This is a genomic window from Arthrobacter halodurans (assembly GCF_041877255.1).
Classification (GTDB): Bacteria; Actinomycetota; Actinomycetes; order Actinomycetales; family Micrococcaceae; genus Arthrobacter_N; species Arthrobacter_N halodurans.
The window spans coordinates 68,450-92,829 of the sequence record NZ_JBHDLJ010000006.1 but is presented as its reverse complement, the minus strand read 5'-3'; the positions used below and the strand labels follow the sequence as shown (position 1 = coordinate 92,829).

Below are 24,380 nucleotides of genomic sequence, written 5' to 3'. Positions count from 1 at the left end.
GGGCTACGCTCGACGCATGGATTCCGAGGCCTACTCCCACGGTCATCACCCGAGCGTCGTGCGGACGCACGCGCTGCGCACCGCGGAGGACTCCGCGCCGCACCTCATCCCCCACCTCCGGCCGGGGATGTCCGTCCTGGACGTGGGCTGCGGCCCGGGGACGATCACGTCCGGCCTGGCCTCGCTCGTCGACTCCGGGGACGGCGCCGGACGGGCGACCGGAATCGACCGGTCCGCGGACGTGATCGCCGAGGCACGGCGGCTGGCCGCGGCGAACGGGGTCCGCAACGTCGCCTTCGAGGCCGGGAACGTCTACGGCCTGCCGTTCGAGGACGCGTCCTTCGACGTGGCGCACGCGCACCAGGTCCTGCACCACCTCGCCGACCCGGTGGCCGCGCTGCGCGAGATGCGGCGCGTGGTCCGGCCCGGCGGCATCGTCTCGGTGCGCGAGGCGGACTACGCGGCGATGACCTGGCACCCGGCGGCCCCCGAGCTCGCCCAGTGGCTGCGCGTGTACGACGCGATCTCCCGCTCCAACGGCGCGGAGCCCAACGCGGGCCGGCACCTGCTGGAATGGGTGCTCGCCGCGGGATTCGACGCCGGCGACCTCAGCCCGTCCGCGTCCGCCTGGGTCTACGCCACCGCGCAGCGGCGGCACCAGTTCGGCGAGGGCTGGGCCGAGCGGGTCCGCGAGTCGTACTACGCCGACCAGGCCCGGGACCTCGGACTCGCCACCAGGGCGGACCTGGAGGCGATCGCCCAGGGATGGCGGCGGTGGGCCGCTGACCGCCGCTCCATGTTCCTGCTCCCCAGCATGGAGATCATCGCCGTCGTGCCCGCCGGCTGACCGCGCCGCGGTTCACCGCGCCCGCTGCCACCCCGCCGCCGGAGGATGCCGCGGCGACCGCGCGGCCTCGGTAGGCTGGCGCCATGACAGAGCAGACGCAGTCCCCCGACGCCCGGCCGGCGGCCGGTTCGCCCGCACCGGACGACGCCGACGTCGTCGTGATCGGCGGCGGCCACAACGGGCTCGTCGCCGCCACCCTGCTCGCGCGCGCGGGACACTCGGTCACCGTGCTGGAGCGCGCCGACCACGTCGGCGGGGCCACGGTCTCCGAGGAGGTCTTCCCCGGGGCGCGGATCTCGCGCGACTCCTACCTGGTCAGCCTGTTCCCCCAGGAGCTCCTCGACGAGCTCGGGCTGGAGCTGGAACTGGTCCCCCGCCGCTACTCCTCCTACACGCCGGTGCCGGGAACGTCCGACGGCCTGCTGGTGGACAACCACGACGCCCGCGCCACCCGGGCGTCATTCGACACCATCGGGGACGCCGACGACGCGGCCCGCTTCGCCGACTTCCACGCGCGCACCTCCACGCTGGCCGAGGCCCTGTGGCCGACGATGATGGGCCCGCTCCCGCGCCGCGCGGAGGCCCGCGCCCTGGTCGCCGCGCTCCCCGGCGGCGCCGGGGTGTGGGAGGACTTCGTCGAACGCCCCCTCGGGGAGGTCGTGGAACGCAGCGTCGGCTCGGACCTGGCGCGCGGCGTGGTGCTGACGGACGCGCTGATCGGCACGTTCGCCGGCGCGCACGACCCCTCCCTCGAGCAGAACCGGTGCTTCCTCTACCACGTCATCGGGCGCGGGACCGGGGCGTGGGACGTGCCGCGCGGCGGCATGGGCCGGCTGGCCGACGGCCTGGCGGACGCGGCGCGGGAGGCCGGGGCGCGCATCGTGGTCTCCGCCGAGGTCACGGCGGTGTCCCCCGGGGGGCGCGTGGCCTACCGCGGCCCCGGCGGCACCGCGGAGTTGCGGGCCGGACGCATCCTGGCGAACGTGGCCCCCGCCGCGCTGGCACGGCTCGTCGCCGCGGACGGGGACTCCCCGGATGGGGACTCCGCAGCCGGGGGCTCCGCGGACGCGGACGCCGCCCCCTCGGCCCGGTCCGCGGCGGCCTTCGCCGCGGTGCCCGAGGGCGCCCAGGCGAAGGTGAACCTGCTGTTGACGCGGCTTCCCCGGTTGCGCGACTTCGCGGCTCCGCCCGAGATCGCGTTCAGCGGCACCTTCCACGTGAACGAGGGCTACGCGCACCTGGAGGCGGCGCGCGCGGCCGCCGCCGCGGGCCGCATCCCGGAACCGCTGCCGCTGGAGACCTACTGCCACTCCCTCTCCGACCCCAGCATCCTCGCGCCCGAGCTGCGCCGCGACGGGCACCACACAATGACCGTGTTCACGCTCCACACCCCGCACCGGCTGCTGGCCGGGCGGGACCCCGGGGAGTACCGCGCGCAGCTGCAGGCCGCCGTCCTGCGCTCGCTGAACTCCGTGCTCGCCGAGCCCATCGAGGGGTGCATCGCCACCGGGCCCGACGGCGCCCCGTGCATCGAGACACGCACCACCGCCGACCTCGAGGACTCCCTCGGCATGCCCGGCGGCAACATCTTCCACGGTCCGCTCTCCTGGCCGTTCGCGGAGGACGACGAGCCGCTGGAGACCTCCGCGGCCCGCTGGGGCGTGGAGACCCCGTGGGAGCGCGTCCTGCTGTGCGGGGCCGGCTCCCGCCGCGGAGGCGGCGTCAGCGGCCTCGGCGGGTGGGCCGCGGCCCGGGCGATCCTGGACGCCGAGCCGGGCCCGACCGGCCCCGGCGCCGAGCCGGGTGCCGGCCGACCCGGACGGTGAGCCGGCCGTCGTCGGGCCCCTAGAATTCTGGGGTGACCCTCTCCCTCTGGCTGTCCCTGCTGGGCGCCTCCGTCCTGATCAGCTTCACCCCCGGCGCGGGCGCGATCAACACCATGACGAACTCCCTCAACGCCGGATTCCGCCGGTCCTTCTGGGGCATCCTGGGCCAGCAGGCTGCGCTCCTGGTGCACGTGGCCGTGGTCGCCGCGGGCGTGGGGCTGCTCGTCGCCGGGTCGCCGACGGCCTTCGCCGCGATCCGCTACGCCGGCGCGGCCTACCTCGTGTACCTCGGGGCGCGGCTGATCGCCGCGAGGCCGACCGCGGACGACGCCGCCCTGGACGTGCGGCGCGGCGAATCCGCGGCCTCGATGTTCCGGCGCGGCGTCTGGGTGAACCTGCTCAACCCCAAGGCCATCGTGTTCTTCCTGGCGTTCACGCCGCAGTTCATTTCGCCGGACAAGCCGCTGGCCGAGCAGTACCTGGTCTTCATCGCCACCATCGTCGCCGTGGACATCCTGGTGATGTGGTTCTTCTTCGCGGCGGCCGCCAAGACCTTCCGCCGCTTCACGCGCACGGCCCGCGGCCAGCGCATCCTGAACCTGGTCTTCGGCACGCTGTTCATCTTCGTGGCCGTGCTGCTGGTCCTCGTGCACTGACCACCCGGCCCGGGCATCCGCCCGCCTAGACTACTTCCATGTACCGGATCACCGCCGTCAGCACGGGCAACGTCTGCCGCTCGCCCCTGGCCGAGTACCTGATCCGCCGCGCCCTGCACGCGGCCGGGATCGACGACGTCGACGTGGACTCGGCTGGCACGAGCGACGGCGAGGCCGGAAGCGGGGCCGACCCCCGCGCGGTGTCGCTGCTGGCCGCCGCCGGGCTGGACGCCAGCGGCCACACCGCCCGCCGGTTCGCGCCCGAGCGCTTCGCCGCCACGGACCTGGTCCTGGCGCTGGACATCGACCACTACACCGCGCTGCGGCGGCTGGCCCCGACGCCCGCGGAACAGGCGAAGGTCCGCATGCTGCGCTCCTTCGACCCGGCCTTCGCGGGGCGCGGCCCGGCCGACCAGGGCATCTATGACCCGTGGTTCGGCGACGAGGACGACTTCGAGGCCTGCCGCCAGATGATCTCCGCCGCCCTCCCCGGACTCGTCGAGCACGTCCGCGCCGAGACGGCCGACGCCCGTGGCGCGTAACGCCCCCGTCATCATCGCCGTCGACGGACGCTCCGGGGCCGGCAAGAGCACGCTGGCGCTCGAGCTCGCGACCGAGCTGCGCCGGCACCGGCCGGTCTCGCTGTTCCATCTCGAGGACCTCTATCCCGGGTGGGACGGCCTGACCGAGGGGATCGCGCGATACGTCCGCGACGTCCTGGAACCGCTGGGCTGGGGCGAGGACGCGCGCTGGACGGCCTGGGACTGGGCCGCGGGAACCGACGGCGAGCGCCGCACCACCGCCGCGGCGCCGGTCGTGGTGGTCGAGGGCGTCGGGGCGGCCTGCGCCGCCGCCCGCGGCGCGCTGGACGGCGTCGTCTGGGTGGAGGTCGGCGACGACGAGCGCCGGAACCGGGCGCTCGCCCGCGACGGCGCGACCTATGCGCCGCACTGGGAGCGCTGGGCCGCGCAGGAGGACGCCTGGCTGGCCACCGACCCGGTGCCGGCCGCGGCCGACGTCGTGGTCCGCAACGCCGCCGACGGCCGCGCCCCGGGCGACACGCTGCGGGCGCTGCTCGCCCTGCCGCGGCTGCAGGCCGCCCTGCGGCCGGAGATCGAGCAGGCCGCGGCCCCCGCTCTGCTGTCGCGGGCCGTCGACCTCCCCGCCACGGTGTCCGCCCCAAGCCTCTTCGCGGAGCTCTACGGCGGGAGCGAGCACGCGGCTCTCCTGGACTCCTCGAACGCGGGCGCCGCGGACCCGGGCGGGCGCAACCGGTTCAGCATCCTGGCCGACGCGTCGGGCGAGGCCGGGGCGCGCGCCGAGCACCGGGACGGCACCACCCTGCTCACCACGGGGTGCGCCGTCGCCCGGGTCCCCGGCCCCTTCTTCGACTGGCTCGACCGGGAGTGGGGCCGCCCGCGGCTGCGGGCCCCCGAGGCCCTTGAGGCGGGCTTCGCCCTGGGCTGGATCGGATGGCTCGGCTACGAGCTCAAGCGCGAGACCGGCGGGTCCGACATCTCGGCGGCCTCGCCGGCCGGGACGCCCGACGCCGCGCTCATCCACGCGGGCCGCGGCGTCGTGCTGGACCACGTGCGCGGCACCGCGTGGCTACTCGCCCTGGACGCGCCGGACGCCGGGGACTGGCTGGACGCCGCCCGGTCCGCCGTGCTCCGGCTCGCGCGCGGCGGAGCCGGCGGGCCCGGGGTCGCCCGCGCCGCAGGCCGGACCGCGGCGGAAGGCGTGGCGACGGGTGGCGTGGCGGCGGAAGGCGTGGCGGCGGGCGGCGTGGCGGCGGGCGGTCCCGCGGCGGACGACGGCGTCCCCGCCCCGGTCTTCGCGTGCGCGGACCGCCGCACGGCCTACCTGGACAAGGTCCGCGCGGCGCAGGCAGAGATCCACGAGGGCAACAGCTACGAGGTCTGCCTGACGACCGCGCTGCGCGCCAGCGTGCCCGGGCCGGCCCTCGACCCGTGGCGGGTCTACCTGCGGCTGCGGCTCCGGAACCCGGCGCCCTTCGCGAACTACCTGCGCTTCGGGGCGACCGCCGTGGCGGGGACGTCGCCCGAGCGCTTCCTGCGGATCGGCGCGGACGGCTGGATGCGGGCCGAGCCCATCAAGGGGACGCGGCGGCGCTCGGCGGACCCGGCGGAGGACCGCCGGCTGCGCGCCGACCTGGCGTCCTCGCCCAAGGACCGCGCGGAGAACGTCATGATCGTGGACCTGCTGCGCAACGACCTGGTCCGGTCCGCGGACCCGGACACGCTGTCCGTGCCGCGGCTGTGCCACGTGGAGTCGTACGCGACCGTGCACCAGCTGGTCTCCACCATCGACGCGCGGCTGCGCCCGGACGCCTCGCGCGCCGAGGCCGTGGCCTCGGCCTTCCCCGCGGGGTCGATGACGGGGGCGCCGAAGATCTCCACCATGCGCATCCTGGACGCGCTGGAGGACGGCCGGGCCCGGGGCCCGTACTCCGGGGCCGTGGGCTACTTCTCGCACACGGGGGCGTCGGACCTGTCCGTCGTCATCCGCACCCTGGTGATGGAGCGCTCGGAGACCGGGTGGCTGCTGACCCTCGGGGTCGGCGGCGCGGTCACCGCCGACTCGGTCCCCGAGGACGAGTGGGACGAGGTGGCGGCCAAGGCCCACGGCGTCCTGAGCGCGCTGGGGTCGCGGTTCCCCGACGCGTAGACTGCGCGCATGGTGGCGCCCACGGACCATGGACAACCGCCGCGGCGCCGGGCCGTGGTGGTCGGCGCCGGGATCTGCGGTCTCGCCGTGGCCGGGCTGCTCGACCGCGCCGGATGGCGCGTCCGCCTCCTCGAGCGGGCCGAGGGGCCGCGCGGCGCCGGATACATGATCGACTTCTTCGGTCCCGGGTTCGGCACCGCCGAGCGCATCGGGCTGCTCCCGGGGCTGCGCCGGCGCAGCGCACCGTACGACGCCGTGCGCTACGTCGACAGCCGGGGGCGCACCACCGCGACCCTGCGCATGGAGGCCCTGCTGGGCGCGGCCGGCGGCCGCTACCTCGGCATCCTGCGACCGGACATCGAGGCCGCGCTCCGCGAGTGGCTTCCCCCCGGGGTCGAGGTGGTGCAGGGCGCGCGGGTGGTCGGCGCCGAGCCGGGGCGCCTCCCGGCCCGGGCCGGCGACGCCGGCGTGCCGGCCGCGGCGGTCCTGACCGACGGGACCCGCATCGAGGCGGAACTCCTGGTGGGAGCCGACGGGATCCACTCGGCGGTGCGGCGGGCGGTCTTCGGGCCGGAGGACGGCTTCCTGCTGCGGCTCGGGTTCCACGCCGCCGGATTCGTGTTCAGCGATCCCCCGATCGCCGCGCGGCTGGGCCGCGACGTGGCGCTGACGGATTCGCTGCGCCGGCAGGTGGGCCTGTACGGGCTGCCCGGCGGACGCGTCGCCGCGTTCGCGGTGGAGGCCACCGGTGAGCCGGCGGCGCCGCGCGACCCGCGGGCCGCGCTCCGCGAACGCTACCGGGGCCTCGGCTGGATGGTTCCGGAGGTCATGGGGCACGTTCCCGACGACGTGTACTACGACGTCGTCGCGCAGGCGCTCGTCCCGCGCTGGCACCACGGCAGGACCGTCCTGGCGGGCGACGCGGCGCACGCGGTGTCCCTGCTGGCCGGGCAGGGGGCATCGCTGGCCCTCGCCGGCGCGGAGGTGCTCGCCGAGCGCCTGGGCGCGCACGGGCAGGACCTCGGCGCGGGACTGGCGGCCTACGAGCGCGACTGGCGGCCGGTCGTCGGGCGGCACCAGGCGGCCGGGCGGCGCAGCGCCGCGTTCTTCGTCCCCCCGGGCCCCCTCTCCCGGTGGGCGCGCCGCCACGCGGTGCGGGCGCTGCGCGGCGGCCCGCTGAGCCGCTTGGTCGCGCACGCCGCGTTCGCTACTGGAGGGTGGCGGTCAGGCGCGCCACGTTGTCCACCCACCTGGCCAGCGGCGGGCGCGCGCGCCACTGATCGAGCGTGAGCAGCGTCGAGGACGACCGGTACTCGTTCTGCACGCGCGTCACCTCGGCGACCGCCGTCGCGCCCAGCAGCATCACGGAGACCTCGAGGTTCAGCGAGAAGGAGCGCATGTCCATGTTGGAGGAGCCGAAGACCGCCACCTCCTTGTCCACCGTGAAGCACTTCGAGTGCAGCACCATGGGCGAGCGGTAGCGGTAGATCTTGACGCCGGCGGTCAGCAGCTGCGTGTAGTAGGACTGCTGCGCATGGTGCACCAGCAGCTGGTCCCCGGTCTCGGAGACGAACAGCTCCACCTCGACCCCGCGCTGCGCGGCGGTCGTCATGGCGTAGAGCAGCGAGTCGTCCGGCACGAAGTACGGGCTGGTGATGGTCAGGCGCTCCGTCGCCGCGTAGATGAGCGTCGTGAACAGCCGCAGGTTGTTCTCCGTCTCGAATCCCGGCCCGCTCGGCACCACCTGGCCGGTGATGTGGCCCTTGGGGCGCTCCGGGGTGACGGTGGCGAGGTCCTCCATGAGGTTCTCGTCCGTCTCCTGCGACCAGTCGGTGGCGAAGACGACGTCGAGCCCGGTCACCAGCGGCCCGCGCACGCGGGCCATCAGCTCCACCCACTCGCGTCCCGCGGCGTGCGCCGACGCGCGCTTGTAGCCGGGTTCGATCAGGTTCTGGCTCCCGGTGAAGGCGACCTCGCCGTCGACCACGAGGATCTTGCGGTGGTTGCGCAGGTCCGGGCGGCGCCACTGGCGCCGCCTCAGGGACAGCGGCAGCATGGCCCGCCATTCGATGCCGGCGGCGTCGAGCCGCTGCTTGAGCTTGGAGAAGCCCTTGATCCGCAGCGTGCCCAGATGGTCGAAGAGGAAGCGCACCTTGACCCCGCGGGCGGCGGCGGCGTCGAGGGCGTCCAGCAGCGGGCCCGCGTACTCCTCGTCGTCGCCCACGATGTAGAACTGCACGTTGATGTACTGCCGGGCGGAGTCGATGGCCTCCGTCATGGCGCGCAGCGAGCCGTGGTAGTCGGTGATGAACTCCACCGCGTTGCCCTCCTGCACGGGGAAGGCGCCGAGGTTGCGGTTCAGCGCGAGCGCGGACTTCACCCAGTCCGGGGCGTCGAAGTCGCTGTCGTCGATGTCCAGGTGCCTGGTCGCCTCGAGGACGCGGGCGTTGACGTCCTTCTGGCGCTGGATGCGCCGCTGGGACAGCCGGAAGTTGCCGAAGAGCAGGAACAGCGCCAGCCCGATGATCGGGAGGAAGAAGATCGCGAGCAGCCAGGCCATGGCGGTGGTGGGCCGGCGGTTGCCGGGCACGATCCCGAGCATCACCACGCGGATGGCCACGTCGATGATCCACGCTGCCGCCAGCAGCCACGGCGGGATCATCTCCCACAGCACGAGGGCGTCGAACATGGAACCTCCTGGTCGGGGCGCTCGATCGATCCCAGCCTAGCGGCAGGACCGGTGCGCCACGGCCCGGGATTCCGGAGGTCCGGCGGCGGGGGCCGGGGGTAGGGTTTATCCATGACTGCCTTGGTGTTCCTGGATCCCTCCCACCCGGCCGGCCGGGTGGCCGACGCCGCGTCCCCCCAGCTTTCTGTTCTGGACCAGGGCGTCACGCGCGGCGACGGCGTCTTCGAGTCCGCGCTGTACACCGGCGGCGTCGTCCGCAAGCTCGAGGCGCACCTCGCCCGCATGGCCGTCTCGGCCGCCAGCTGCGACCTGTCCATGCCGTCGGCCGAGGCGTGGCGCGCCGCCATCGCGACGGCGGTCGCGGCGTACGATGCCGCGCGCCCGTCCAGCGGGCCGGGCGCCGCCGCGGGGACCGCCGGTGACACCCACGAGGCCGTCGTGAAGCTGGTCGCGACGCGCGGGCTGGAGAGCGCCGGGCACGGGACCTCGTGGGTGGCCGTTTCGCCGGCGTCGGAGCTCGGGCGCCGCCAGCGCACGGCGGGCGTCGCGGTCGTGCTGCTGGACCGCGGCTACGACTCCACCGTCGCCGAGCGCGCGCCCTGGCTCCTCATGGGGGCGAAGACCCTCTCCTACGCGGTGAACATGGCGGCGCTGCGGCACGCGCGGCGCAACGGCGCCGACGACGTCATCTTCGTCTCCAGCGACGGGCGGGTGCTCGAGGGCCCCACCTCGACCGTCCTGCTGGCGGTGCGCGACGGCGACACGAAGCGACTCATCACCCCGATGCTGGAGACGGGCATCCTGCCGGGCACCACGCAGGGGGCGATCTTCGCCGCGGCCGAGGCGGCGGGCTGGGAGCTCGGCTACGGGCCGCTCGTGCCGCAGCACCTCATGGAGGCCGACGCCGTGTGGCTGGTCTCCAGCGTCCGCCTGCTCGCCCCCGTGAACTCGCTGGACGGGATCGACATCGCCCGCGACGCGCGGCTCCACGAGGAGCTCACCGCGATGGTCGACGCCATCCGCTAACGGTCCGGGCGGCCGGCCGGGCCACTTTCAGGGGTCGTCACGGCACCGCCGACTCCCGGGCCCTCCCATGGCCGCTCGTCGATCCGCGCGCCCCGGAACGGCGAGCCCAGCAACACCAGCGCGGAACCGAGCATCACGGCCGCCGCGGCGAGCAGGCCGGCCCACACCGGCAGGGGGCACGCGGCCGGGTGACCGTGGCCGGCGGCGCCGGGCGGCGCGAGCCCTCCGGCCAGCACCGGGGCGAGGGACATGAGGGCGACCGCCGCGGGCTGGGCCAGGCGGGCGGCGATGATCGTCCGACCCGCGCCCCACCGGTCGCCGAGGCGTTCGGAGACGCTCGTCCCGAGGGCCGCGCCCATCCCGGCGCAGGTGAGCACCATGCCGAGCCCGATCGCCCCCACTCCCAGCTCGGCCAGGATCAGGACCGGGACGACCGCCCCGAGCATCGACGAACCGACGAACCAGCCGTGGGTGCTCAGCGCCAACGGTGCCAGCCGCGGATGGCCGTAGACCCAGCGCAGACCCGCGCCGATCCGCGCCCGCATCCCCTGGCCGCCCGCCCCGGCGCGGTGGACCGGGGCCGCGGCCCCCTTCGGCGCGCGCACGGTCGTCAGCACGGCGGCCGAGAAGAGGTGGCTCAGGGAGTCGGCCGCGAGCGCCAGCGGGGCCCCGAGCGCCGACACGAGTCCGCCGGCCAGCGCCCCGCCGGCGGTTTGGGCGACCGATGTGCTCTGCTCCAGCCGGGCGTTCGCGCGGGTGAGCAGCGGCCGGGGCACCAGGTGCGGCAGGAACGACTGGTGGGCCGCGTCGCCGGCCAGGGCGAGGGTTCCAAACGCGAAGAGCAGCGCCATCAGCAGCGGCAGTTCCAGCCGGCCCAGCGCGGCCAGGAGTGCCACGGACGCCAGGATGAGTCCGCGGCCCAGGTCCCCGGCGATGAGCACCGGGCGCCTGCGGTACCGGTCCACCCAGAGCCCGGCGAACAGTCCGAACAGCAGGTACGGCGCCCAGCGTGCGGCGTTGACCCAGCCCTGGTCCAGCGCGCTGCCCCCGAGCGTCAGCAGGACGAGGACCGACAGGGCGACGGTCGTGACGTAGGTGCCGAAGTCGGAGACCGTCGATGCCAGCCAGAAGCGCACGAAGGCCGGGCTTCCACGCAGTCTCATGGGCACCAGTCCACCACAGGCCGGCGCGGGACGGCCGTGTGCCCGCCCGCGTCCGGGGCGGCGCCTACGCCCAGACCAGGTTCCACGTCCCGGCCGCGAGGGCGGCGGCCGTCGCGGCCGCGCCGACGGCGAGACCGCCGGCGAGGACCCCCGCATCGCGCCAGCCGAAGACGGACGGGCGCGCCCAGGTCCGCGGGCGGCCGCCGAAGCCCTTGGCCTCCATGGTCACCGCGAGGCGCGAGGCGCGGCGGATCGCCTGGACCAGCAGGCCGAACGCCTGGCCGAGGTTGGCGCGCGTCCGCTGGGCCAGGGAGCCGCGCGCGCCGACCCCGCGGGCACGGCGGGCCATCCCCAGCGTCTGCCACTCCTCCACCAGCAATCCCAGAAGGCGCATGCCCGCCAAGGCGCCGAGGACGAAGCGGTGCGGCAGCCGCGCCCTTTGCGCCAGGGCGTTGGCCAGATCCGTGGGGTCGGTGCTGGCGAGCACCAGCACGGCCGGCAGGGCCACCGCGAAGGCCCGCAACCCGGTCGCCAGCCCCGCCGCCAGGGAGCCCTCCGTGATGGTGAAGACGCCGAGGTCGAGCAGGGTCGCTCCGGAGTCGTTGCCGACCAGGGCCGTGCCCCAGGCGCCGAAGAGTCCGGCCACGAGCAGTGGCCACGCGCGCGCGAGGAACTGGAGGATCGAGATGCCGCTCAGCGGCAGCATCAGCGCGGTGGCGGCGACCACGACGCCGGCGCTGACGAAGTCCAGCGTGGCCACGAGCGGCAGGGTCGCCGCGGCGACGGCGACGAGCTTGGCGAGCGGGTTCGCGCGCCCGAGCACGCTGCCGCGGCCGCTCGCGCTGGCCTCCAGCAGGCCCGCCCGCGGTTCCGGGAGCACGGCGGGCCGCGGCGGCAGTCCGGGACCGGATCGCACGGGCTTCCCGGACGCCGGCACTACGGCCGATGTCGCCCCGGGGGCCGACATGCCGGACGCCGGCGCCCCGGCCTCCGCCCCGGGTGCCACGGTGGCAGCCGCCGCGACCTGCGCGGACGCGGCTGCCCAGGTGCGCGCGCCGAGCGCGGCGGCGAAGTTGCGGTCGTGGGTGACCGCGACGACGGCGACCCCGGCATCGAGCTGCTCGCGCAGCAGGAGGGCGAGCTCGGCCCAGGTGTTCGCGTCCTGCCCGAACGTGGGCTCGTCCAGGACCAGGACCGAGGGTCCCGCGGCCAGGACCGTGGCCACGGACAGGCGGCGCTTTTCGCCGCCGGAGAGTGTGAACGGGTTGGCGTCGGCCAGGTGCCGCAGCCGGAGCCGGTCCAGCAGCGCGTCGACCCGCCCGTCGATCTCGGCGGGCGTGAACAGCGGCGCGCGCGTCCCGGGGTCCCGCGCGAGCCGGGGCCCGAACGCCAGTTCGTCGCGAACCGTGGCGGCGACGAACTGGTGCTCGGGCTCCTGGAACACGGTGCCGATCCGGCCGACGAGGTCCGCGGCCCTCCAGAGGAAGGGGCAGTCGGCCGTCTCCCCGCGCCCCCGCAGGGCGGGCAGGGCCCGGACGGCACCGGCGCGCTCGGCGAGCAGGCCGCCCAGCGTGAGCGCCAGCGTCGACTTTCCCGAGCCGTTCGCGCCGGTGACGCACAGCGCCTCGCCGGCGGCGAGGTCCAGCGCGACGCCGGTCAGCGCGGCCGCCCCGTGCCGGGACCGGGCGACGTCGAGGTCGCGGGCGGCCAGCAGCGCGGCGCCTCCCCCGGCCGGCGCGCGCTCCGGGAGGACGGGGACGAAGCCGGGGACCCAGACCCCGGCCGCGATGAGCCGTTCGCGGACGGGGCCGGGCGCGAAGAGGTCCCCGGGCGTCCCGTCGTAGGCGACGCCGCCGCCCGGTTCCAGCACCACGACGCGGTCCACGTGCGGCGCCCAGGCATCCAGCCGGTGCTCGACGATGACCGCAGTCGCCCCGGTCCGGTCCAGGGCGCCGACCACCGCGTCCCGGACCTCGGTCACCCCGGACGGGTCGAGGTTCGCCGTCGGCTCGTCGAGCAGGACCAGTCCCGGGCGCATGGCCAGGATGCCGGCCAGCGCGAGCCGCTGCTTCTGCCCGCCCGAGAGCGAGGACGTCGGGTGGTCCAGGGGAACCCGCAGGCCGACGGCGTCCAGCGCCGCGCCGACGCGCGGCCAGATGCGCTCGCGCGGCACCGCGAGGTTCTCCGCGCCGAAGGCGACGTCGTCCCCGACACGCGCCTGGACGACCTGGGTCTCGGGGTCCTGCTGCATCAGCCCGGCCACCCCGGCGGCGGCCGGGACGCCGTCGACCAGGAGCTCGCCCTGCGCCTCGGCGTCGCCGTCCGCGTGCAGGACCCCGGCCAGCGCGTGCAGCAGCGTGGACTTGCCGGCGCCCGATGGCCCGGCCAGCAGCACGCGCTCCCCCGGCCGGATGGTGAGTTCGAGCCCGCTCAGCGCCGGGGCGTCACGCCCGGCGTGCCGCCAGCCCCAACCGCGCGCGGCGATTCCCGCCGGCGCGGGGCGCGCGTCGCCGCGGGGCGGCGGGGAGCCGGGACCGGTGGTGCCGGGACGCGCGGCGGGCGAGGGATTCACGGTCGGCCCCCGACTAGCCGAGGGGCCGTTCCTGGGCGGCCTTGCTGGACGCCAGGGCGGACAGCGCGCCGGTGCGGGACAGCGCGCGGGTGGCGAGCCAGGACAGCAGCCCGGCGATCACGGTGCCGGAGACCACCATGAACGCCACGTAGGCGAACTTCATGGCGTCCGTGTACTCGGGGAACCAGTTGAAGACGAAGGCGTCGTTGACGCCTCCGAACAGGCCGGCCGCCGCGCCGGCGAGCAGCGCCGTCGGCAGCCCCCAACGGCGGTAGAGGAACGCGGCGAAGACGAGCTCCGCGCCCAGGCCCTGCACCAGGCCGGACACCAGCACGGTCCAGCCGTACTCGGATCCGAGGAACGCGGACACGACGGCGGCCACGGTCTCGCAGAAAAGCGCGGCCCCGGGCTTGCGGATGATCAGGGCGCCGAGGACGGCCGGGAAGAGCCACATGCCGGCGACGAGCGCCGAGGACGGCGGAAACGCGAGGAAGAGGAAGTCCAGCGCGTGGTGGGCCGTGTTCCAGCCGAAGAAGATGACGCCGGAGGCGACGGCGATGACGGCGGCGACGACGATGTCGACGATGCGCCATGACGTCCTGGCGGCGGTGGCGTGGGTGGTGCTCATGGTTTTTCCTCCTTGTGGTCAAGGAGGGGAGGACGGGCCGGCGGATGCCGGTCGCCCTGAGATCTCGACTCCCTTCGCCGGTACTAGCCGGAGCAGGTTCGAGGGTCTGCGTCGATGCGCACTCTCAGCGTCCCTGGTCGCGGCCGTGACGGCCGCTTCCGACGCTCCCCTGTCGTAGGTGATTCAGTCTGCCAATTCTAGCCCCGGGATATGCTGGGCCGGTAATCATCCATTCGACGGGAGACTTTTTTCGTGAAGACATTGCTCAAGATCGTGGGCACGCTGGTGTCGCTGGGCGCCGGCTACGCCGGGGCCAAGATCGTCGATGCCACGTGGACGAAGTTCACCGGCCAGGTGCCGCCCAAGGTCAGCGACGCCGACGCGCAGGCTGAGGCGGGACTGCGGCATGCCCTCACCTTCGCCGTCATCTCCTCCGTCGTCGCGTCGGTCATCCAGGTGATGACGAACCGCGGCACCCAACGCGCCATCGCGCGCTTCAGCAAGGACATCGGCGAAATCTAGACGGGATCCGGCGGCTGGGATCCAGCCGCCGCGGCGCCCCGGGGCCCCGAAGGGAAACGATCCCTTCGGGGCCCCGCCGCGTCCGGGGTCGCCGCGGGGGCGTCGTTTGCCGTGTCCGCGCCGTCCGCCGCCCGGGCGACCACCTCGTCCAGGTCGTCCAACACCAGGATCTCCCGCTTGAGGTGCTTGGTGCGGTACCCGGCCCGGCCGACCATGTGCGCGCTGACCGGGGCCGTCAGCAGCTGGAACATCCAGGCCAACAGAAGCACGGGCAGGACCACCCACGAACGCAGCTGCAGTCCCACGGCCGCCAAGAGCAGCAGCAGTCCCAGCACCTGCGGCTTGGTCGCCGCGTGCATCCGCGAGAGCAGGTCCGGGAACCGGAGCATGCCGATGCCCGCGGCCAGGCTCATCAGGGAGCCGACAACGAGGCAGGCGGCGGTCAGCAGATCCAGCGCGGTGTCCAGAGTGGTGGCGTCCATCAGGAGTTCCTCCGGTCCGTGACGTAGCGCGAGACCGTCACGGAGCCCATGAAGCCCAGCACGGCGGCCGCGACGATGAACACCAGGTGGTTGAGGTGCCGGTTGACGGCCATGTCGACGCACAGCGCCGCGATGATGATGGCCAGGAGCACGTCCAACGCCAGCACGCGCTCGAGGATCGAGGGCCCGCGCGCGAGGCGGAACATGGCCAGGACGGCTGCCGCGGCCAGCAGCGCGCCGGAGATCCAGGCGGCAACGGTCATGATCACGTGCGGTTCCCCCGTCGGTGCGGCTTGTCGGACGCGGCGCCGTCGGGCCCTTCGGCCCGCAGCGCCGCGAGTTCCTCGTGCGTGCCCATCACCCGGATGAGCCGGGCCTCGGTGCGGCGCACGGTGGCGCGGAACGCCTCCGCCTCCTCGGCGGAATTCACGTTGAGCACGTGCAGGTACAGGGTCGCGTTGGGCCGGTCCACCTCGACGACGAACGATCCCGGGACGAGCGTGAGCACGTGGCCCAGGGCGGTGGCCATCAGGTCCTCGCGGCTGCGGAGCCTGATGCCCACGACGGCGCTGCGGACGCGCGGCCCGCGCGCGACCGCCGCCCAGAACACCTGGAAGCTGGCCCGGGCGACGTCCCAGAGGAACCGCAGCGCGAACAGCGCCGCGTGGGCGACGTTGAAGCGGCCGCTCAGCTCGACGGGCGGTAGGCGGAAGGCCGAGACGACGCCCAGCGAGATCGCGAAGCCGAACACCAGGTTCCCGGCGCTGAAGTCCTGCCACAGGGCGCCCCAGACCAGCGTCATCCAGACCAGCAGCGGCAGCTCGACCAGGAAGCGGGCCCGCTGGCGCCGCCGCGCGGCCGCCGCTCCCTTGGCCCGGGTGCTCAGGGCAGACGGTCGGGTGCGGTTCACGGGGCCACCCCTCCCCGCGCCGGCTCCGCGGACGTCCCCGCGCCGAGCACCGCCTCGATGTAGGCGCTGCGGTCGATCATGGCCCGGGCCGCCTGGTCGCTGAGCTCGAACAGCGGGCCCGCGAACACGGACAGCGCCACGCCCAGGAGCACCAGCGCGGCCGTCGAGCCGACCATGGTCCACGGGAGGAGCTGGGTGTCGCCGCGGTCGCTGAACTTGCTGTCCGGGAAGTTCTCCACGTGGCGGTAGGTGGTGACCCGGCCGCCGTCGGCGGCGCCGACCAGCAGCAGCGGATCGGGGTTTTCGGCGTCCTCCGCCTTGCGCCAGAACGCGCGGTTCCAGACGCGGGCGACGGCCAGCAGCGTCAGCAGGGACGTGGTCACGGCGCCGGCGAGGAGCACCCAGGCCAGCGGCGTGCCCAACTCGATCCCGCCCTGCAGCAGGCCCAGCTTGCCGAGGAACCCGGAGAACGGGGGGATCGACGCCAGGTTCATCGCGGGGAGGAAGAACAGCACGGCCAGGACCGGGGACAGCTTCGCGAGGGAGCCCAGCCGGTCGACGTTCGAGGTCCCGGCGCGGCGCTCGATCAGACCCGTGACCAGGAACAGCGACGTCTGGACGATGATGTGGTGCGCCACGTAGTAGACCGTCGCGGCGAGGGCCACGACGTTGCCCACGGCCAGGCCGAAGACCATGTACCCGATGTGGCTGGTCAGGGTGAACGAGAGCATGCGCTTGATGTCCGCCTGGGCGATCGCGCCGAGGATGCCGACGATCATGGTCAGTAGGGCAACGATCATGAGCAGCCCGTTGATCCGGTCGCCGGGGAACAGCAGGGTCTCCGTGCGGACCATGGCGTACACGCCGACCTTCGTCAGCAGGCCCGCGAACACGGCCGTCACGGGGGCCGGGGCGGTCGGATAGGAGTCCGGCAGCCAGAAGGACAGCGGGAAGATCGCGGCCTTGATCCCGAAGGCCACCAGCAGCATCAGGTGCAGCACCATCTGCATGCCCGTGTCCAGGTCGGCGAGCTTGAGCGCCAGGTCCGCCATGTTCACGGTTCCCGTGGCGGCGTAGATCATGCCGATGGCGATCAGGAAGAGCATCGAGGACACGACGGAGACGACGACGTACGTCACGCCCGCCCGGATGCGCGCGGTCGTGCCGCCGAGGGTGAGCAGGACGTAGGAGGCCGTGAGCAGGATCTCGAAGCCCACGTACAGGTTGAACAGGTCCCCGGCGAGGAAGGCGTTGGAGATGCCGGCGACCAGGATCAGGAAGGTCGGGTGGAACACGGAGACCGGGCCGTCCTCCTCGCCGTCGGCCATACCCTGGCCGGTGGCGTAGAGCAGCACCGCGAGGCTGACGGACGTGGACACGACGAGCATCAGGGCCGAGAACTCGTCGACCACCAGCGAGATCCCGAAGGGCGGCGCCCAGCCGCCGAGGAGGACGGCCTGGGCCCCGTGGTGCCAGGCCGAGGACAGCATCCAGATCTCCAGGCCCAGGGTGATCGTCAGGGTGGAAATGGTCACGGTCCGCTGGATGCCCGTGTGCCGGCGCATCACGAACGCCAGCGCGGCGCCCAGGATGGGAAGCAGGACAGCCAGCGGCGCGAAGTCGACGGCGTTCAGCTCTACGCTCATCGTGCCCCCCTGTTCCTGTCGTGGTTGTCGGTTCCGGCGCTCTCCTCCGAGGCAGCCTGCAGGCGGTCCGCGGTGTCCCGCTTCCGCAGCGCCGCGGCGGTCTGCCGCGACGCGCGTTCGTCGTCGTCCTCCGCGAACTCCGTGGTGTCCGCGACGACCTCCGAGTCCTCCTCGAAGTCGAAGGCGGACTGCTCGGCGACGCGGCGGTCCTCGATGTCGTCGACCACCTCGTCGCGCCGGGCGATGATCCACGACCTGTAGATGATCGCGAGCATGAAGGCGGTCACCGCGAAGGTGATCACGATCGCCGTCAGCATGAGCGCCTGGGGCAGCGGGTCCGAATAGCTGTCGGCCGTCGCGCCGTCGACGTAGAGCGGGGCGATCCCCGGCACGCCGCCCGCGGCCAGCAGGAGCAGGTTGGCGGCGTTGCCGATGAGCAGCAGCCCCAGAAGCACGCGGGTGAGGCTGCGTTCGAGCAGCAGGTAGATGCCGGTGGCGAAGAGCACGCCCATCACCAGCAGCAGCGTCGCGTTGACCGTCACCGCGCCACCCCCTCTTCCTGCCCCGCGGGCACCTCGTGTTCCTCGTCGGCGTGCCGGCCTTCGGACCGCTCGTCGATCTCGGACCCGAGGCTGCGCAGGACGTCGACCACCAGGCCGACGACCACCAGGTACACGCCGATGTCGAAGACCGTCGAGGTCACGAACTTGTGGTCGCCGAACAGCGGCCAGGAGAACTCGAAGACCGCCGACTGGAAGACCTGCCCGCCGAAGAACAGGGGGACGACGCCGGCCAGTGCCGCCGTCGCCAGTCCCAGCCCGAGCAGGGTCCCGGGGCTGATCGGCGTCGCCTCCGCGAGTTCGAAGCGCCCGCCCGCCAGATAGCGGATGGCCAGGGCGAGTCCCGCGAGGAGGCCGCCGGCAAATCCGCCTCCGGGCGAGTTGTGGCCGGCCAGGAGCAGGTAGACCGAGAACAGGATGAGCGAGTGGAAGAGCAGCCGGGTGACGACCTCGAAGATGATGGACCGCCGCTCGGGGGCCAGGGTGCGGCCGGCCACGAGCCACGCGTCCTTCGCCGACTCGGCGAAGTGCCGGGCGGTGGCGAGGGCGGCCGCGGCACGGCTGGGCTCGTGGATGGGTTCGGAGCCGCGGTCCACGGAGCCGGGCTCGACGTCCTCGGTGCGCCGCACGTCGTCGCCGCGCCCGCGGACGAAGATGAGGCTCGCGACGCCCGTGGCGGCCGCGGCCAGGACCGTGATCTCGCCGAAGGTGTCCCAGGCGCGGATGTCCACCAGCGTCACGTTGACGATGTTCTTGCCGGCGCCGCCCACGTAGGCCAGCTCCGGGAAGCGCAGCGAGATCGGGGTGGCGGTCCGCGCGGCCATCGACGTCGCCGCGATGCCCATCATCACCGCACCGAACGCGATGCCGATGGTCGCCCGCAGCACGCGGTGCCCCGCCGGGTTGTTGGTCCACAGCGGCGCCGGCAGGGTGCGCAGCGCCAGCACCATGGCCACGAGCACGATGGTCTCGACGAGGAGCTGCGTGAGCGCGAGGTCTGGCGCGCCCTGCAGGGCGAACATGATCGCCATGCCGTAGCCGGTGACGCCGACCATCAGCACGGCGAGGAAGCGCTTGTTGGCCCGCACCGCGGCGATGGCGCCGAAGACCATCACGAGGCCGATGACGAGCTGGGCGGGGGTGTCGAACCAGACGATCCGCTCCGGCACGGGCGTGTCGTACCGGATCGCCGCGACGGCGGGGGTCGCCAGCCCGACGGCGAGGATCACGGTGAGGTAGAACATCAGCGAGCCGCGCTGGGTGCGCCCGGTGATCCAGACGGCTACCTCGTCGGTCGCGCCGAGGGTGTTCTTGTACACGCGTTCGGCGTCGAACAGCGGGCGCGCCCGCTCCTGGAGGCGCCCCACCGGACCGCGCTGCAGGAACAAGATGGCCCCGACGGCGACAACGGCGGCGGAGAGGCCCAGCGCGGGGGAGAAGCCGTGCCAGAGGGCCAGATGGATCGGGTGCTCGGCCGGGGGGAACAGGCCGGCGTAGGGCTTGATGGCGGCCTCCAGCGGCCCCGGCACGATGGCGAAGGCGACCGTGGCGACGGACAGGACCAGCGGGGACGCCAGGAACAGCCACGGAACCGGGCGGAATTCCGTGGGGGCGACGTTCCGCTTGGTCGCGAAGCCGCCCCAAATGAACCGCGCGCTGTACGCGAACGTCAGCATGGAGCCCAGCACGACCCCGGCCAGCAGCACCGATCCCGCCCGGGGGCTCTCGGCCGCGGCCTCCACGAGGTTCTCGAAGACGGCTTCCTTGGCCACGAAGCCGAAGAACGGCGGGAGGCCGGCCATCGACGCGGTGCCCACGAGCGCGACGGCGAACAGCGTCGGAGAGCTCCGCCAGATCCCGGACAGCTCCCGCAGGTCGCGGGTGCCCGCCTTGTGGTCGATGATGCCGACCACCAGGAACAGGGCCGCCTTGAAGAACCCGTGGGCCAGCATCATCGCCAGGCCGGCCATGGCCGCGTTCGCGGTCCCGATCCCCACGACGAGGATCAGGAAGCCCAGCTGGGACACCGTGCCGTAGGCCAGGACCAGCTTGATGTCGTTCTGGCGCAGGGCGCGCCAGCCGCCGACGAGCATGGTGACGAGTCCGAGGCCGAGCAGGACGGGGTGCCAGAAGGCCGTTTCGGAGAAACCGGGCGCCAGGCGGGCGACGAGGTAGACACCGGCCTTGACCATGGCCGCCGCGTGGAGGTAGGCGGACACCGGCGTCGGGGCGGACATCGCGCCGGGAAGCCAGAAGTGGAAGGGGACCAGCGCGGACTTGGAGATCGCGCCAACCAGGATGAGCAGGATCGCCACGTCGACGTACGTGCCGCGGGCCGCGATCTCGCCGGCGTCGGCCATGATGCCCGAGATGCGGTACGTCCCGGCGTTCTCGCCGAGCATGATGAGGCCGAGCAGCATCACGAGGCCGCCGAACGTGGTGACGATCAGCGCCTGCAGCGCCGAGCGCCGGGCGAAGATGCGCGTCCGGGAATACCCGATCAGCAGGTAGGACAGGATCGTGGTCAGTTCCCAGAAGATGAAGAGCAGGATCAGGTCGTCCGCGATCACGAGGCCGAACATGGCGCCGGTGAACGCCAGCAGCTGCGCGCCGAACGTGCCGATGTTGGCGTCCTTGTTCTTGAAGTAGCGGGCGCAGTAGAACAGGACGAGCGCGCCGACCCCGAGCACCAGGATGCTCAGCACGGCCGCCAGCGCATCCATCCGCAGCGCGAACTCCAGCTGCATGGAATCGATCCACGGGACAACCACCGACGGCGGGGCGTTCGGTTCGCCGGAGGCGGCCGTCTGGTCGGTGCCCGTGAAGCTGCCGAACCGGGCCAGGAGCCAGATGAAGCCCGCCGCGGGAACGGCGCCGAGGACGTAGAAGGTGCCACGCCCGAGCCGGCGGAAGATTAAGGGCGCCACCGCGGCCACCGCGAACAGAGCGATAAGCACAGCGAGCACGATGATCTCCTGGTGGGCGCAAACTGCGATGACGCCCCGGGCGTCGAAGCAGGTGGTCAAGGGCTTCCTCAACTTTAACAGCAAGCCGGTCCGCGCGGCCCCGGATGGCGGTCCGGCGGCCGTTATTACGCGCAGAGCGTTACGCTTCAACCATGATTCCCCGCCAGGCCCCAGCCCCGGCCCCCGCCGCCGGCCGGCTCCTCAGCAAGCAGGTCCTGGCGTGGGCCTCGTGGGACTGGGGGTCCGCCGCGATCAACGCGGTCATGACGACCTTCGTCTTCACGGTCTACCTGGCGAGTCCGCTGTTCGGCGACACGGACTCGAACTCCGCGGCGCTCGGCTCCGCCCTGGCCGTCGCCGGCGTCGCGATCGCGCTCTTCGCCCCGGTGACGGGGCAGCGCTCCGACGCCGGGGGACGCCGGCGCTTCTGGCTGGGGGTCAACACCGTGCTGGTGGCCCTGGCGACCGCGGCCTGCTTCTTCGTGTACCCCGAGCCGCGCTTCCTGCTGCTCGGCGTCACCCTGATCGCCGCCGCGAGCGTCTTCGCCGAGTTCGCCACGGTGAACTACAACGCGATGCTGCCCCAGATCTCCACGCCGGCGACCATCGGCAAGGTCTCCGGCTTCGGCTGGGGCATGGGCTACCTCGGCGGCATCATCGCGCTGGCCGTGGTGCTGTTCGGCTTCGTCCAACCGCTGGCCGACTGGCCCGGCGCGTCCACCGAGGATTCGCTGAACCTGCGCCTCGTTGCCGTGTTCTCCGCGGTCTGGTTCCTGGCCTTCGGGCTTCCGGTCCTGTTCGCCGTGCCCGAGGTCCCGCGGAGGGTGGACACATCCAAACTCGGGTTCGCCGAGTCCTACCGGATCCTCTGGCGGCACGTCCGCTCCATCGCCAGGACCGCCCCACATACGCTGTACTTCCTCGTGGCGGCCGCGGTCTTCCGCGACGGCCTCGCCGCCGTCTTCACGTTCGGGGGAATCATCGCGGCCGGGACCTTCGGCTTCTCGACGTCGCAGGTCATCGTCTTCGCGATCGCCGGCAACGTGGTCGCCGCCCTCGGCTCGATCATCGGGGGCTTCCTCGACGACCGGATCGGACCGAAGGCCGTCATCGTCGGCGCGCTCAGCGGTCTGCTCGCCGCGGGCACCGGGGTGTTCCTCTCCCCCGACGCGCGGGGATTCTGGGTCTTCGGCCTGCTGCTGTGCCTGTTCGTCGGCCCCGCCCAGTCCTCGGCCCGGGCCTACGTGGCGCGGCTGGCCGAGCCGGGGCGCGAGGGGGAGATCTTCGGGCTGTACGCGACGACGGGCCGCGCGGTCAGCTTCCTGGCCCCGGCGCTCTTTTCGCTGGCGATCCTGCTGGCGGCGCCGCACGTGTCCGAGGGCGGGGCCCAGCGCTACGGCATCCTGGGCATCCTCGTGGTCCTGCTCGCCGGGCTGCTGCTCCTCCTGCCCGTACACCGCCCGTCCCACGGCCCGCGTAAACCGCACGGGCCCGGGCCGGCCTAAAGAACCGCCTACTTCTCGATGCGGGTGCGGTGGAAGTTCAGGTGGCTCCGCGACGCCGTCGGCCCGCGCTGCCCCTGGTAGCGGTTCCCGTACTCCCCCGAGCCGTAGGGGTGCTCGGCCGCCGAGGTGAGCCGGAAGAAGCAGAGCTGGCCGATCTTCGACCCCGGCCACAGCTTGATGGGCAGCGTCGCCATGTTGGACAGCTCCAGCGTGACGTGCCCCGAGAAGCCCGGGTCGATGAATCCGGCGGTCGAGTGCGTCAGCAGGCCGAGCCGGCCCAGCGAGGACTTGCCCTCCAGGCGCGCGGCGACGTCGTCCGGCAGCGTGACGGCCTCGTAGGTGGAACCCAGCACGAACTCGCCGGGGTGCAGGATGAACGGCTCGTCGGGCTCGACCTCGACAAGGCGGGTCAGTTCAGGCTGGTCCAGCTCCGGGTCGATGTGGGCGTACTTGTGGTTGTCGAACAGGCGGAAGAACCGGTCGATCCGCACGTCCACGCTGGAGGGCTGCACCATGGCGGGGTCGTAGGGGTCCAGCACAATTCGCCCGGCGTCGAGTTCGGTCCGGATGTCGCGGTCGGAGATCAGCACGCATCAAAAATAGCCCATGCGCGGACGGCCTCGCCTAACGGGACCGGATCGTGACTGACTGAGGCCCCTCGGCGCTGTCCGGCGGCCCGGCGGCAAGCTATTCTGGGCGGAACACCGCCCCGTCCCGCGGCCACGGCCGCCCGCCCGTTCGGACCACGCCATGAAGACGCCGCATCGCCGCACCGGGTCCCCGGCCGCCCAGAGCCCGGCCCCGGCACGCGTCCGCCCGGCCCCGGCACGCGTCCGCCCGGCCCCGGCACGCGTCCGCCCGGCCCCGGCCCTCGTCCGCGCAGGGCTGGCGCTGTCCGGGCTCGTGCTGGGCGGGCTCGCGCTGTCCGGACTCGCGCTGGGCGGGCTGGCCGTGGCCGGAGCGGCGCCGGCGTCGGCCGCGTCCTCGTCCGCGGACCGCTTCGGGGATCCGGCGTCGGTGCTCGTCCTGGTCAACCGGGACCATCCGCTGGATCCGGTCGACTACCGCCCGGAACGGCTGACGCCCGCCGGCGGCTCGGCCAACCTCCTGGTTCCCGAGGCCGCGGTCGCGCTGGCCGTCCTGCTCGAGGAAGCCGGGGCGGCGGGGCACGCGCTGGTCGTCGAGAGCGCCTACCGGTCCCATGAGCGGCAGGCCGTCCTGTACGAGGGCTACGTCCGGCAATACGGCGAGGCGTACGCCGCGCGGATCTCCGCGCCACCGGGGACCAGCGAGCACCAGCTGGGGCTCGCCGCCGACGTCGGGCTGGCCAGTGGGGAGTGCTCGCTGAGCCGGTGTTTCGGCTCGACGCCCGCGGGGGTCTGGGTGGCGGGGAACGCCGCGCGGCACGGGTTCATCGTGCGCTACGGCGAGGGCCAGGAGGAGGTCACGGGCTACCAGTACGAGCCGTGGCACCTGCGGTTCGTCGGGGTCGGGGCGGCCCGCGACATGGAGCGCGCCGGCGTGGCGACGCTGGAGGAGTACACGCGGCTGCTCGACGGGCCGGAGGGCGCCGGCCCCTGGCGGTCCGTTCCGGAGACCACCGGTTGGTCCCCGCGCTGGTCCGCGGGCTACCTGTACTACTGAGTCCCCGGACCACCGCCTCCCACCGGCGCCGGCCGGCGGTCCCGCGGCGG

20 protein-coding genes, 1 pseudogene and 1 riboswitch are annotated in these 24,380 nt (G+C 73.6%); of the genes and pseudogenes, 10 read left to right on the top strand and 11 right to left on the bottom strand.

Going from position 1 to position 24,380, the window contains the following annotated elements; translation table 11 throughout:
* Positions 1-16 precede the first annotated feature (16 nt).
* From ACETWP_RS09230 to ACETWP_RS09205, 6 genes are all read left to right on the top strand, one after another.
* Entirely contained in the window at positions 17-847 is an 831-nt protein-coding gene (locus tag ACETWP_RS09230) for a methyltransferase domain-containing protein (protein ID WP_373971940.1), read from the top strand.
* Between the two features lie 83 nt (positions 848-930).
* Positions 931-2,673 carry a phytoene desaturase family protein gene (locus tag ACETWP_RS09225; protein ID WP_373971939.1) on the top strand — a complete coding sequence of 581 codons (1,743 nt, stop codon included), beginning with the start codon at positions 931-933 and terminating at the stop codon, positions 2,671-2,673.
* Between the two features lie 32 nt (positions 2,674-2,705).
* Entirely contained in the window at positions 2,706-3,329 is a 624-nt protein-coding gene (locus ACETWP_RS09220; RefSeq protein WP_373971938.1) for a LysE family transporter, read from the top strand.
* 38 nt (positions 3,330-3,367) lie between these two features.
* Positions 3,368-3,871, top strand: a complete 504-nt coding sequence (locus tag ACETWP_RS09215) for a low molecular weight protein-tyrosine-phosphatase (RefSeq protein ID WP_373971937.1) — start codon at positions 3,368-3,370, stop codon at positions 3,869-3,871.
* A complete protein-coding gene (locus ACETWP_RS09210) occupies positions 3,861-6,017 on the top strand; it encodes a chorismate-binding protein (protein WP_373971936.1) in 2,157 nt (718 codons plus the stop codon). The genes ACETWP_RS09215 and ACETWP_RS09210 overlap by 11 nt, the downstream gene beginning before the upstream one ends.
* 9 nt (positions 6,018-6,026) lie before the next feature.
* A complete protein-coding gene (locus ACETWP_RS09205) occupies positions 6,027-7,307 on the top strand; it encodes an FAD-dependent monooxygenase (protein WP_373971935.1) in 1,281 nt (426 codons plus the stop codon).
* On the opposite strand, the gene cls is transcribed toward ACETWP_RS09205, so the two are convergent.
* A complete protein-coding gene (gene cls / locus ACETWP_RS09200) occupies positions 7,225-8,706 on the bottom strand; it encodes a cardiolipin synthase (protein ID WP_373971934.1) in 1,482 nt (493 codons plus the stop codon). The genes ACETWP_RS09205 and cls overlap by 83 nt on opposite strands.
* Positions 8,707-8,817: 111 nt before the next feature.
* On the opposite strand from cls, the gene ACETWP_RS09195 reads away from it, so the two are divergent.
* A complete protein-coding gene (locus ACETWP_RS09195; RefSeq protein ID WP_373971933.1) occupies positions 8,818-9,732 on the top strand; it encodes an aminodeoxychorismate lyase in 915 nt (304 codons plus the stop codon).
* Here the strand turns inward: ACETWP_RS09195 and ACETWP_RS09190 are convergent.
* The 3 genes from ACETWP_RS09190 to ACETWP_RS09180 all read right to left on the bottom strand — a co-directional run bounded on the left by ACETWP_RS09190 (position 9,729) and on the right by ACETWP_RS09180 (position 14,095).
* Positions 9,729-10,895 carry an MFS transporter gene (locus ACETWP_RS09190; RefSeq protein ID WP_373971932.1) on the bottom strand — a complete coding sequence of 389 codons (1,167 nt, stop codon included), beginning with the start codon at positions 10,893-10,895 and terminating at the stop codon, positions 9,729-9,731. The genes ACETWP_RS09195 and ACETWP_RS09190 overlap by 4 nt on opposite strands.
* Positions 10,896-10,959: 64 nt before the next feature.
* Positions 10,960-13,467 carry an ATP-binding cassette domain-containing protein gene (locus ACETWP_RS09185; RefSeq protein ID WP_373971931.1) on the bottom strand — a complete coding sequence of 836 codons (2,508 nt, stop codon included), beginning with the start codon at positions 13,465-13,467 and terminating at the stop codon, positions 10,960-10,962.
* 13 nt (positions 13,468-13,480) lie between these two features.
* Positions 13,481-14,095, bottom strand: coding sequence for an ECF transporter S component (locus ACETWP_RS09180; protein ID WP_373971930.1), 615 nt, complete (start codon positions 14,093-14,095; stop codon positions 13,481-13,483).
* 52 nt (positions 14,096-14,147) lie between these two features.
* A riboswitch (TPP riboswitch) is annotated at positions 14,148-14,276 on the bottom strand.
* A 71-nt stretch (positions 14,277-14,347) separates the two neighbouring features.
* On the opposite strand from ACETWP_RS09180, the gene ACETWP_RS09175 reads away from it, so the two are divergent.
* The gene (locus ACETWP_RS09175; RefSeq protein ID WP_373971929.1) at positions 14,348-14,617 is read left to right on the top strand and encodes a DUF4235 domain-containing protein; all 270 of its coding nucleotides are present in this window, start codon (positions 14,348-14,350) and stop codon (positions 14,615-14,617) included.
* A gap of 101 nt (positions 14,618-14,718) precedes the next feature.
* Here ACETWP_RS09175 and mnhG read toward each other — a convergent pair.
* The 6 genes and pseudogenes from mnhG to ACETWP_RS09145 all read right to left on the bottom strand — a co-directional run.
* Positions 14,719-15,099, bottom strand: a pseudogene (mnhG, locus tag ACETWP_RS09170) (monovalent cation/H(+) antiporter subunit G); the annotation flags it as partial.
* Positions 15,099-15,362 (bottom strand): MrpF/PhaF family protein, encoded by a 264-nt coding sequence (locus ACETWP_RS09165; RefSeq protein ID WP_373972063.1) that lies wholly within the window; start codon positions 15,360-15,362, stop codon positions 15,099-15,101. The gene ACETWP_RS09165 and the pseudogene mnhG, both read right to left, overlap by 1 nt.
* 2 nt (positions 15,363-15,364) lie before the next feature.
* Complete coding sequence (locus ACETWP_RS09160) at positions 15,365-16,009, bottom strand: Na+/H+ antiporter subunit E (RefSeq protein ID WP_373971928.1); 645 nt, start codon at positions 16,007-16,009, stop codon at positions 15,365-15,367.
* Entirely contained in the window at positions 16,006-17,655 is a 1,650-nt protein-coding gene (locus ACETWP_RS09155) for a Na+/H+ antiporter subunit D (protein WP_373971927.1), read from the bottom strand. Before ACETWP_RS09155 ends, ACETWP_RS09160 begins: the two co-directional genes overlap by 4 nt.
* Positions 17,652-18,197, bottom strand: a complete 546-nt coding sequence (locus ACETWP_RS09150; RefSeq protein ID WP_373971926.1) for a Na(+)/H(+) antiporter subunit C — start codon at positions 18,195-18,197, stop codon at positions 17,652-17,654. The genes ACETWP_RS09155 and ACETWP_RS09150 overlap by 4 nt, the downstream gene beginning before the upstream one ends.
* Complete coding sequence (locus ACETWP_RS09145) at positions 18,194-21,181, bottom strand: Na+/H+ antiporter subunit A (protein ID WP_373972062.1); 2,988 nt, start codon at positions 21,179-21,181, stop codon at positions 18,194-18,196. Before ACETWP_RS09145 ends, ACETWP_RS09150 begins: the two co-directional genes overlap by 4 nt.
* Before the next feature lie 152 nt (positions 21,182-21,333).
* On the opposite strand from ACETWP_RS09145, the gene ACETWP_RS09140 reads away from it, so the two are divergent.
* Positions 21,334-22,686 carry an MFS transporter gene (locus ACETWP_RS09140; RefSeq protein WP_373971925.1) on the top strand — a complete coding sequence of 451 codons (1,353 nt, stop codon included), beginning with the start codon at positions 21,334-21,336 and terminating at the stop codon, positions 22,684-22,686.
* Between the two features lie 8 nt (positions 22,687-22,694).
* Here ACETWP_RS09140 and dcd read toward each other — a convergent pair whose 3' ends face one another.
* The gene (dcd, locus tag ACETWP_RS09135) at positions 22,695-23,276 is read right to left on the bottom strand and encodes a dCTP deaminase (RefSeq protein ID WP_373971924.1); all 582 of its coding nucleotides are present in this window, start codon (positions 23,274-23,276) and stop codon (positions 22,695-22,697) included.
* 160 nt (positions 23,277-23,436) lie between these two features.
* Between dcd and ACETWP_RS09130 the strand changes: the two genes are divergently transcribed.
* Positions 23,437-24,330: a M15 family metallopeptidase gene (locus tag ACETWP_RS09130; protein ID WP_373971923.1), complete on the top strand. Its 894-nt coding sequence runs from the start codon at positions 23,437-23,439 to the stop codon at positions 24,328-24,330.
* Positions 24,331-24,380 lie beyond the last annotated feature (50 nt).

Excerpts from the sequence above, each read along its gene's own strand:
- ACETWP_RS09230 (WP_373971940.1), top strand. The coding sequence starts at position 17 with ATGGATTCCGAGGCCTACTCCCACGGTCATCACCCGAGCGTCGTGCGG.
- ACETWP_RS09225 (WP_373971939.1), top strand. The coding sequence starts at position 931 with ATGACAGAGCAGACGCAGTCCCCCGACGCCCGGCCGGCGGCCGGTTCG.
- ACETWP_RS09215 (WP_373971937.1), top strand. The coding sequence starts at position 3,368 with ATGTACCGGATCACCGCCGTCAGCACGGGCAACGTCTGCCGCTCGCCC.
- ACETWP_RS09205 (WP_373971935.1), top strand. The coding sequence starts at position 6,027 with ATGGTGGCGCCCACGGACCATGGACAACCGCCGCGGCGCCGGGCCGTG.
- cls (WP_373971934.1), bottom strand. The coding sequence starts at position 8,706 with ATGTTCGACGCCCTCGTGCTGTGGGAGATGATCCCGCCGTGGCTGCTG.
- ACETWP_RS09195 (WP_373971933.1), top strand. The coding sequence starts at position 8,818 with ATGACTGCCTTGGTGTTCCTGGATCCCTCCCACCCGGCCGGCCGGGTG.
- ACETWP_RS09190 (WP_373971932.1), bottom strand. The coding sequence starts at position 10,895 with ATGAGACTGCGTGGAAGCCCGGCCTTCGTGCGCTTCTGGCTGGCATCG.
- ACETWP_RS09180 (WP_373971930.1), bottom strand. The coding sequence starts at position 14,095 with ATGAGCACCACCCACGCCACCGCCGCCAGGACGTCATGGCGCATCGTC.
- ACETWP_RS09165 (WP_373972063.1), bottom strand. The coding sequence starts at position 15,362 with ATGACCGTTGCCGCCTGGATCTCCGGCGCGCTGCTGGCCGCGGCAGCC.
- ACETWP_RS09155 (WP_373971927.1), bottom strand. The coding sequence starts at position 17,655 with ATGAGCGTAGAGCTGAACGCCGTCGACTTCGCGCCGCTGGCTGTCCTG.
- ACETWP_RS09140 (WP_373971925.1), top strand. The coding sequence starts at position 21,334 with ATGATTCCCCGCCAGGCCCCAGCCCCGGCCCCCGCCGCCGGCCGGCTC.
- ACETWP_RS09130 (WP_373971923.1), top strand. The coding sequence starts at position 23,437 with ATGAAGACGCCGCATCGCCGCACCGGGTCCCCGGCCGCCCAGAGCCCG.